This is a genomic window from Methylobacterium sp. P1-11 (genome assembly GCF_008329595.1).
GTDB lineage: Bacteria > Pseudomonadota > Alphaproteobacteria > Rhizobiales > Beijerinckiaceae > Methylobacterium.
In genome coordinates this window covers 18,576-27,165 of sequence record NZ_NPKS01000053.1, presented here as the reverse complement: position 1 = coordinate 27,165, position 8,590 = coordinate 18,576, and the positions used below count along the sequence as shown (strand labels likewise).

The following is an 8,590-nucleotide window of genomic DNA, read 5'->3' as shown; positions in this document are numbered from 1 at the left end:
CGTGATCTCGGCCGTCTTGCCGTCGGGCTGGCGCCACTTGGCCGTCGGAAACCGCCCCGAAATCCGCTCGATATCCGCAAACACACGGTAGCGCCGCTCACCGTGCAGGCGTGCCACGGCCGCCTCGAAATAGCTCCGGTAGTCGCCGTCGACTGGACTGCGGCTCCGCGACGAAGGGCATTGAAGATCCGCGATCGAGGTGAGGCGCATGCGAAGGTTACCCCTGACGTCGTGGCGTCCGACGGCAGGCGCGCTCTGCGACCTCTGCGGTATCGGATCGGCGACCGGTGATCGCGCTCTCTCGTCTGTCTCCTATGGTCAAAGCCGGCATTGATCGCGATCAATCTTCTGAACCGTGCCTCGCGGCCGAGCTGGCTCCGAAAGCCCGCGTGATCGCGGCGCGGGCCATACGAGCGCCTCTCAGGACGACCTGCACCGGACGATCCCCGAGCGGGCGTCGACGGGGCCGGCTGGCGGGTCGGCGGGGGCCGATCAGGATCGGACGGCGGGCGACCGGAATGCCTTGATCCAGCGCAAGGCCTAGCTCCTCGTTGCAGCGCAAAACGAGCCGTCCGGTACGGTCACTACCTGCCCGACTGCCAAGGAAACCATGATATGCGTGTCTCGTCCCTCGTCGTCGCCGGCGCCCTGCTGAGTTGCTCGGCTCTCCCGGTCCTCGCGTCCTCTTGCACCCAGCAGATCGGCGCACTCCAGCGGCGCCTCGACAGCGTCGGGGCGGTGCGGGTCGCGGGTCTCGAACCCGGACACACCCTGACCACCGGCTCGCTCAAGGCCCTCCCGCGCGTCCTGCCGGTTCAGCCGAGCAGCGAGCAGACCACGCCCACCCGCGAGAGCGTCGCGGCGGCCAGGCTTCTCATCCGAGAGGCCCTGGACGAGGATCGCGAGGGTAACCAACGCGCGTGCGAGAACATCCTCACGGATGCCAAGCGCCTCATCGGCCCGCTCCCGTAGGCGCTGAACAGCGCTCTCCGCAGGCCGCCTGCAACGGCGGACGCGGCCGGAGCCGCGCGATCCGGCCGACGAGTCCGAAATCCGGATCGCCCCCTTACGACCCATCCGCGCTCGGCGGGCGGACCATCGGCCTCGGCCGAAAGCGAGTTCGCCCCCCCATCATTCCGCATGGCTTGAGGGACTTACCGATGTATCAGGCTTCGACAGGCATTCCGACCTCTGCACCAGTGCCGGCCGCGACACCGGTGCCGTACAGGGCCTTCTTCGTCGCTCCGAACGGGCGTGTGCTCGGGATGGTCCCCCTGGAAGCGTCCTGCGAAGCGGAAGCCCGGGTCATGGCAAGCGAGCTCGTCGCGGACGGTATCGTCGAACTCTGGGCCGGGCTCCAGGTGGTTGCGCGTTTCGAGGGCATGGCCGCGGGCGTCGGCGCTGAAACTTCGAAGACTCCCGTCGTCTATCGATCCTGATCCGCGGCCGAGATCCCTGCTGCACCGCGACCTGACGCGGCTGCGGCGAATTGATGGGCTTGATCCGTCAACGCCTCCATCCGCCATCCGGGAAGAGCGGCTGGCCGGTGAGCGGTTTCGCGCACCGTCCCGATCGCGAAAGATGCCTTTCCTGTCATCGTGTACGGTGCGCGGTCGAATTCTTGGTTCTGAAATTATGAGTTCCGATACGACTTCGTCGAATATCCCGGTCTCAGAACGTCGTCGTCTCTCGGTTCGATCGCGATGCCTTATCCGTGTTGCTGCCAAAGTGGCAGCATTGATCTCGATCAAAGGCGCCTGAAAATTTTTACAGCGCCATGCAATACTTTGGTATGGGGGCAGCGTTAACCTGTCTTTAGGTCCGCCGCGACGAAATCAATTCATTCGCACCGGCAGCCAACGCGATCCTAAATTTGCGACGCCCGGACGATTGCCCGGCCTTGCTGCATGCTGGTGCGTCCTGGAGTTGATTATGCAGAACACGGCCGCTCCATCCTCGCGCAAGAGCCACGCGCTGCGCTCTATCAAAATCAAGATGATTGCCGTCTCAGGTCTGTGCGTGACACTGACCACGGCGAGCTTGGTCGGATACGGGCTCTACGCCTCGTCGAGCACGAGTGCCCTCGTCTCGAAATCGACCGAAGAAATCCTTGAGCGCAAGAGCAAGGAGAATATTCAGGGGCTGGCAGCCAACCAAGCCTCCACGATCCGGAGCAAGCTGGACTTCGCGTTCAACGCCGCACGGAATTCCGCCGGCATGATGGCCATTGTCGCGGCCGGAAAGAAGAGCGCGTCGCGCGAGGCCGTCCGTCGCCTGCAGCTCAACGATTTCCTTCTCGGCGTTCTGCAGCGCAATCCCGATTTCAACGGCGCCTACAGCGCCTGGGAGCCCAATGCGATAGACGGCGCCGACGAGGCTTTCAGCGATCGCCGGGAGCTTGGTTCCGATCAAACCGGCCGGGCCTTGCCCTACTGGACCCGGACTGCCGATGGGAAGATCGCCCTGCAGCCGCTTGTCGAATACGACAGCGAGGAGCAGCACGCCAACGGCGTCGCGAAGGGCGGCTGGTACATCGGTCCGAAGCGGACCGGCCGCGAGAGCATGCTGGCACCGCTTCCCTACATCGTGCAGGGCAAACCCGTATACCTCGCCACGATCTCCGTGCCGATCATGGTGGACGGCCGATTTCTGGGCGTAGCAGGAGCGGACTTCGATCTCGCCTTCGTTCAGAAGGCCGTCGAAGGAGTGAACGGAGCCCTCTACGAGGGCAAGGGCTCGGTCGCGATCGTTTCGCAGACCGGTCTTGTCATCGCCTCCAGCCGCCATCCCGAGGGGGTCGGCTCCGCGCTGAGCAAAGTCGATGGGACGTGGCAAAACTATGCCGACCAGTTGCGCACCGGTGCGAGCTTCGTCGGCCAGGATCCCGCTCTGGACGAGATCCGTGTCGTCACTCCGATCACGCTCGGCCGTACCGGCGAGACATGGTCCGTCCTCATCGCCGTCCCACGCGCTTTGGTGATGGCGGATGCGGCGAACCTGAGCGCGGCGATGGCGGATCGGAGCCATCGGGACCTGCTCATGCAGCTTTTGGTCGGAGGTCTCGTCACCGCCGTCGGCATCGCCATCATGTTCGCGTTCTCGACGAGCATCACCACTCCGATCAAGCGGCTGACCCAGGCTCTGCGCGACATGGCTCAGGGCCGTACTTCGGAGACGATTCCCGGTTCGGAGCGCGTCGATGAAATCGGCGATATCGCCCGTGCTGTGGACCAGATTCGGATCCTGACTCAGGAAGAAGCGGAGCAGCGGGCCGCCGTCACCGAAACGGAACGCCTTAAGCTCGAAGAGCAACGGCGGCATACGCTTCACGATATGGCTCAGGCCTTCGAAGCCGCCGTCGGTGGCATTGTCGAGGCTGTCTCGGCCTCGGCCACTGAGCTTCAGGCCACGGCCGGCGCGATGGCAAGCACCGCAGCAGAAACGGCAAGCCAATCGGGAACGGCAGCGGGCGCGGTCCGTGAGGCGGCCGCAAACGTGAATACAGTCGCGGCCGCCGCCGAACAGCTCGGATGCTCCGTCCACGAGATCGGCCAGCAGGCGGGCAGCTCCGCGACTCTGGCTCGCGAGGCTGCGAACGAAGCGAGCCAGACCGAAGCGCTGGTCCGCGAACTCACGGACATTGCGGCGCGCGTCGGCGACGTCGTCGGCATGATCTCCAATATTGCCGGGCAGACCAATCTGCTCGCCCTCAACGCGACGATCGAAGCGGCCCGTGCCGGGGATGCCGGTAAAGGCTTCGCGGTCGTGGCCGCCGAGGTCAAGGAACTTGCGAGCCAGACGGCCCGTGCGACCGATGAGATCGGCGGCCAGATTGGCAAGATCCAGGGGGCGACCGGCCAGGCGGTTCAGGCGATCGGCAGCATTGCGGCGCGTATTCAGGAGATCAGTCGCGTGGCGACGACGATCGCGGCGGCGGTCGAGCAACAAGGAGCAGCCACGCAGGAGATCGTCCGGAACGTCAACAAGGCGGCAGTCGGGACAAGCGAAGTTACGGCCAATGTGGAGGGTGTCGCCGGTGCGGCTGAGGAGACAGGCGCTGCGGCCGCACAGGTTCTGACCTCATCGACGGAACTCTCGCGCCATTCCGAGCAGCTCAGTGCCGAGGTCGCCAACTTTCTCGCGACCGTCAGAGCTGCGTGATCGAAGGGGCCGGGCAGGCAAAAGCGGCCTGCCCGGTTTTCATTGGTGTTGCGCTTCCGCGGATGCAAACCGGATTTTCCATGCCGCCGGCCAGCCGTAACAGCTTGCCTTGAGGTCGATGGTGCATGACGCCTCCACGTTGGGTTCGACATCGGAATTTGCCGCCTACCAAGACGCGGCCCTGGCTAAGGGGCGCAGTCGGGTCCACGCGATGACACAGGAAACGGGCGCGACGGCAGCGAGATAGTTGCAGGACAAGCGGTCATGGTAGGTCGCGACCCGTCAACAGTTCTTGGGACGGCCGAACAGGCACTCAATCTGATCGCGCCGCGCATGAGCGATCCGGATGTGCTTCTACGGTATCGTCCGGGTAGCCGTGGACAGGATGGTAGCGATCACCGTGCGGATCTTACGCCGATCCCTAGGCTCTGTGCGTGGGAGGCTTCACCAACGATCAGGCGACCGGGTGGGACGACGGCCCGGAGCGATCTAGGTTGACAGGCGCTGCTAGACCCGGCGCTGAGACTACCTGTTGTAGCCGTTGTGGATCGCCGTTGGCGGGCCGTAAGCTCACGGCATAGCTTGCCGATGGCATCCGAGCTTCAGCACACCATTGCTCCTTCGAGACCGCAGACTTGGTCGTGGAGCACGCCCCGGGACGCCTCATCTCATCTTGAGCCATAGCCCATCCGATGCCGTCTCGATCTCGAAGACGCGAAGGGCCCGAAACGTCCAGCCCTGCGAGACAGAACCATCCCGGAGGTCAAATGAGGCGAGATGCCTTGGGCAGAGCAGCCGTCCCGCGACGCACCGCCCGAGAGCCAGGTCGGCTCCCTCATGGGGGCAAGCGCGCTCGGCGGCCACGATCCGCGCGCCGGCCCGCACGAGGAGCAAATGGCGGCCGGCCACGGTGACCGGGAGCAGGTCCCGGTCGCCGAGAAGGTCGATCGGGCCGAGGTGGATCTGCCCTGGCAGGTCCCTCTCAGCCACCGAGATAGGCGTCCCGTACATGGGGATCGGCGATGAGGTCCTGCCCGCGCCCCTCGAGGACGATGCGGCCGGTCTCGAGCAGGTAGGCGTAATCGCAGAGTTCGAGGGCTGCGAATGCGTTCTGCTCGACGAGCAGCACGGTCGTGCCGGCATCGCGGATCGCCCCGATCACCGCGAACATCCGCTCGACGATGTTGGGGGCGAGCCCCAGCGAGGGCTCGTCGAACAACACGAGCTTCGGGCGCCCCATCAGCGCCCGGCCGATGGCCAGCATCTGCTGCTCGCCGCCCGACAGCGTGCCAGCCGCCTGGTCGCGACGCTCCGCGAGGCGCGGGAACTCCCCGTAGATGCGCGTCAGGTCCGCCGCGACCGCCGCCCGGTCGCGGCGCAGATAGGCGCCCATGGCGAGGTTCTCGGCGACCGTCATCTGCGGGAAGACGCGCCGCCCCTCCGGGCAATGGGCGATGCCCGCGGCCAGGATCCGGCGGGGCTCCACCCCCGCGATGTCCCGGCCGGCGAACCGGATCGCGCCGGAGCGCGGCGGGACGAGGCCGGAGATCGCCCGGAGCGTCGTGGATTTGCCGGCGCCGTTCGCGCCGACGAGGGCCACGAGCTGGCCCTCGCGCACGTCGATCGTGAGCCCCTTCAGCGCCGTGACGTGGCCGTAGCCGCAGACGAGGTCGCGGATCTCAAGCATGGACCGCCTCCTGCGCGGCGGCGGCCTGCCGGGCGGCGCTGCCCTGGCCGAGATAGGCCTCGATCACTGCCGGGTCGCTGCGGATCCGGTCCGGCGGCCCCTCGGCGATCAGGCGACCGTAGTTGAGGACGACGATGCGGTCGGAGACCTCCATCACCATCGGCATGTCGTGCTCGACGAGCAGGATGGTGATGCCGCGCTCGCGGATCTGCCGGATCAGCCGTACGAAGACCCGTGTCTCGGAGGCATTCATCCCCGAAACCGGCTCGTCGAGGAGTAGCATGGCGGGCTCGGTGGCGAGCGCCAGCGCCACCCCGACGAGGCGCTGCTCCCCATAGGCCAGGGCGCCGGCCTTCTCGTGCGCTCTGGCGGCGAGCCCGACCCAGTCGAGGAGCGCCTCGGCGCGGGCCCGCATCCGCCTCTCGCCACCGCTCGAGCGGCCGAGGAGCGCGTCGAGAACGGCTAAGCGGCCCGACGCGACGCTCATCTGGTGCAGGCCGATCATCACGTTGTCGAACACCGTATCGTCCGGGAAGACGCTGGTGCGCTGAAAGGTGCGGGCGAGGCCGAGCCGCGTGATTGCGTGCGGCGCCAGCCCGCGCAGGGACGTGCGGCGGAAGCGGACCGCACCCTGGCTGGGCTTGAGGAAGCCGGTCATCACGTTGAAGGCCGTCGTCTTGCCGGCCCCGTTCGGTCCGATCAGGCTGACGATCTCGCCCTCGTGGACGTCGAAATGCAGGTCGGCGATGGCGACGAGACCGCCGAAGCGGACGCCGACATGCTCGACCGAGAGGATCGCGCTCATCGCTGCACCGCCGGATTGACCGTGAGGACGGGCGCGGCCGGGGCCGGCCGGCGGCCGAGGAGCGCCGCCAGTCCCGGCACGATGCCCCGCGGCATCACGAACAGAATCACGATCAGCACGAGGCCGTAGACGATCCACTGCGCCTCCGGCGCCATGACCGGGCGGAGCGCCACCGGCAGCAGGCCGAAGATCAGGCCGCCGACGACCGGCCCCATCAGGGTGCCCTTGCCGCCCGCCACGACCATGATGACCATGCTGACCGTGGTGGCGAACAGGAACACGTCGGGATCGATGATCCGCAGGTAATGGGCGTAGAGGCTGCCCGCCGCGCCGGCCATCGCGGCCGAGATCACCGCCGCCACCGTCAGCGTACGGGTGGCGTTGATTCCGACCGAGAGTGCCAGAGGCTCGTTCTCCTTGAGGCCCCTCATCGCCCGGCCGAATCGTCCGCCGACCAGGCGGGCGATCGCGAGGTAGCAGAGCGTCCCCACGGCCAGCACGAGGTAGTAGTTCTGAAGCTTGGTCTTGAGGGTCCACATCCCGAGCCCCGGCAGGCCGAGGGTGATGGCGGGTATGTTGGTGAGCGCCAGCGGCCCCTGCGTCAGCTCCACCCAGTTGAGGGCCACGAGCCGCACGACCTCGGCGAACGAGATCGTCACGATCACAAAATAGGCGCCTCGGACCCGGAAGGAGAGCCGCCCGATCAGGTAGCCGCAGCCGCCCGCCGCGACCGTCGCCAGCAGGAAGCCGGCCGCCGCCGGCCAGGGCTCGTGGACCGCCCGGATCCCGAAGCCGAGATCGACGTCGAAGCCGAGGCTCGTCAGCGCGCTGACATAGGCCCCGATCCCGAAGAACGCGATGTGGCCGAGGCTGAGCTGCCCGGTGAAGCCGAGGAGCAGGTTCAGGCTCATGGCGCCGATCGTCAGGATGCCGGTCACAATCAGCGCATTGAGGAGGTAGGGGTTGGCGCCGAGCGCCAAGGGCAGGGCGACGAGGCCGGCTAGCAGCGCGAGCGGGAGGAGCCGGTTCATCCGATGCGCTCCGCCTTCGCGAACAGCCCGGTGGGCCTGCAGAGCAGCACCGCGATGATGATCAGGAACCCCATGGCGTCCCGGTAGCCGGAGGAGACGTAGCCGGCGCCCAGTTCCTCGGCGAGCGCCAGGATGAAGCCGCCGATCGCCGCGCCGGTGACGTTGCCGAGCCCGCCCAGGATGACGATGGCGAAGGCCTTGAGCTCGGCGAGGCCGCCCATCTGCGGGAACACCACGTAGACGGGGCCGAGGAGCGCGCCGGCCGCCGCGGCCAGCGAGGAGCCCAGGGCGAAGGTCGCGGTGTAGATCCGGCGCACGTCGACGCCCATCAGCGCCGCCGTGTCGGAATCCTGGAAGGCGGCGCGCATGGCGAGCCCGAGCTTGGTGCGGTTGATCAGCGCGTAGGTCAGGGCGATCAGGGTCAGCGCCGCGCCGAGCACGAACAGCCGCAGCCAGGAGACCGAGACGGGGCCGATCTGGAGCGGCGCCTCGGGGAACGGCGACGGGATCGCCTTGGCGACGCCGCCGAAGGTCCAGAGCGTGCCCGATTGCAGGATGATGCCGGCGCCGATCATCACCAGCATGGTGGTGTCTATGTCCGAGCCCCGGAACGGGCGCAGCAGCACGAGCTCGATCGCGGCCCCGAGCAGGAGCCCCCCGAGGATCGCCACCGGGAGCGCCAGGAAGAAGTTCAGGCCGAGGGCGGCGACGGCCAAGTACATCACGTAGGCGCCGACCGTGTAGAGCGCGCCGTGGGTGAAATTCACGACGTTCATGATCCCGAAGATCAGCGTCAGGCCGATCCCCAGCAGCGCGTAGGTGCCGCCGAGGATGAGCGCGTTGACGAGGTGCTGGATCAGTTCGTTCACGGGCGGCCTCCGAGGGTGCGCCCCGGCCCGGAGGCCG

General features: G+C 67.2%; 8 protein-coding genes and 2 pseudogenes. 3 read left to right on the top strand and 7 right to left on the bottom strand.

Annotated elements, in window-relative coordinates; translation table 11 throughout:
- Nucleotides 1-210: pseudogene (locus tag CIW48_RS30960) on the bottom strand (5-aminolevulinate synthase); the annotation flags it as partial.
- Nucleotides 211-615: 405 nt separating this feature from the next.
- Here CIW48_RS30960 and CIW48_RS30955 point away from each other — a divergent pair.
- The 3 genes from CIW48_RS30955 (at nucleotide 616) to CIW48_RS30945 (ending at nucleotide 4,161) form a co-directional block, all read left to right on the top strand.
- Nucleotides 616-972, top strand: a complete 357-nt coding sequence (locus CIW48_RS30955) for a hypothetical protein (protein ID WP_149314222.1) — start codon at nucleotides 616-618, stop codon at nucleotides 970-972.
- A 188-nt stretch (nucleotides 973-1,160) separates the two neighbouring features.
- Nucleotides 1,161-1,439, top strand: a complete 279-nt coding sequence (locus CIW48_RS33750; protein ID WP_149314221.1) for a hypothetical protein — start codon at nucleotides 1,161-1,163, stop codon at nucleotides 1,437-1,439.
- 493 nt (nucleotides 1,440-1,932) lie between these two features.
- Nucleotides 1,933-4,161 carry a methyl-accepting chemotaxis protein gene (locus CIW48_RS30945; RefSeq protein WP_149314220.1) on the top strand — a complete coding sequence of 743 codons (2,229 nt, stop codon included), beginning with the start codon at nucleotides 1,933-1,935 and terminating at the stop codon, nucleotides 4,159-4,161.
- A 165-nt stretch (nucleotides 4,162-4,326) separates the two neighbouring features.
- On the opposite strand, the pseudogene CIW48_RS30940 reads toward CIW48_RS30945, so the two are convergent.
- The 6 genes and pseudogenes from CIW48_RS30940 to CIW48_RS30915 form a co-directional block, all read right to left on the bottom strand.
- Nucleotides 4,327-4,821 (bottom strand): annotated as a pseudogene (locus CIW48_RS30940) (IS5/IS1182 family transposase); the annotation flags it as partial.
- A gap of 3 nt (nucleotides 4,822-4,824) precedes the next feature.
- Complete coding sequence (locus CIW48_RS30935; protein ID WP_149314219.1) at nucleotides 4,825-5,172, bottom strand: Rieske (2Fe-2S) protein; 348 nt, start codon at nucleotides 5,170-5,172, stop codon at nucleotides 4,825-4,827.
- Nucleotides 5,144-5,848, bottom strand: a complete 705-nt coding sequence (locus CIW48_RS30930; RefSeq protein ID WP_149314218.1) for an ABC transporter ATP-binding protein — start codon at nucleotides 5,846-5,848, stop codon at nucleotides 5,144-5,146. Before CIW48_RS30930 ends, CIW48_RS30935 begins: the two co-directional genes overlap by 29 nt.
- Nucleotides 5,841-6,653, bottom strand: a complete 813-nt coding sequence (locus CIW48_RS30925; protein ID WP_149314217.1) for an ABC transporter ATP-binding protein — start codon at nucleotides 6,651-6,653, stop codon at nucleotides 5,841-5,843. The genes CIW48_RS30930 and CIW48_RS30925 overlap by 8 nt, the downstream gene beginning before the upstream one ends.
- Nucleotides 6,650-7,684: a branched-chain amino acid ABC transporter permease gene (locus CIW48_RS30920; protein WP_149314216.1), complete on the bottom strand. Its 1,035-nt coding sequence runs from the start codon at nucleotides 7,682-7,684 to the stop codon at nucleotides 6,650-6,652. Before CIW48_RS30920 ends, CIW48_RS30925 begins: the two co-directional genes overlap by 4 nt.
- Nucleotides 7,681-8,553, bottom strand: coding sequence for a branched-chain amino acid ABC transporter permease (locus CIW48_RS30915; RefSeq protein WP_149314215.1), 873 nt, complete (start codon nucleotides 8,551-8,553; stop codon nucleotides 7,681-7,683). The genes CIW48_RS30920 and CIW48_RS30915 overlap by 4 nt, the downstream gene beginning before the upstream one ends.
- Nucleotides 8,554-8,590 lie beyond the last annotated feature (37 nt).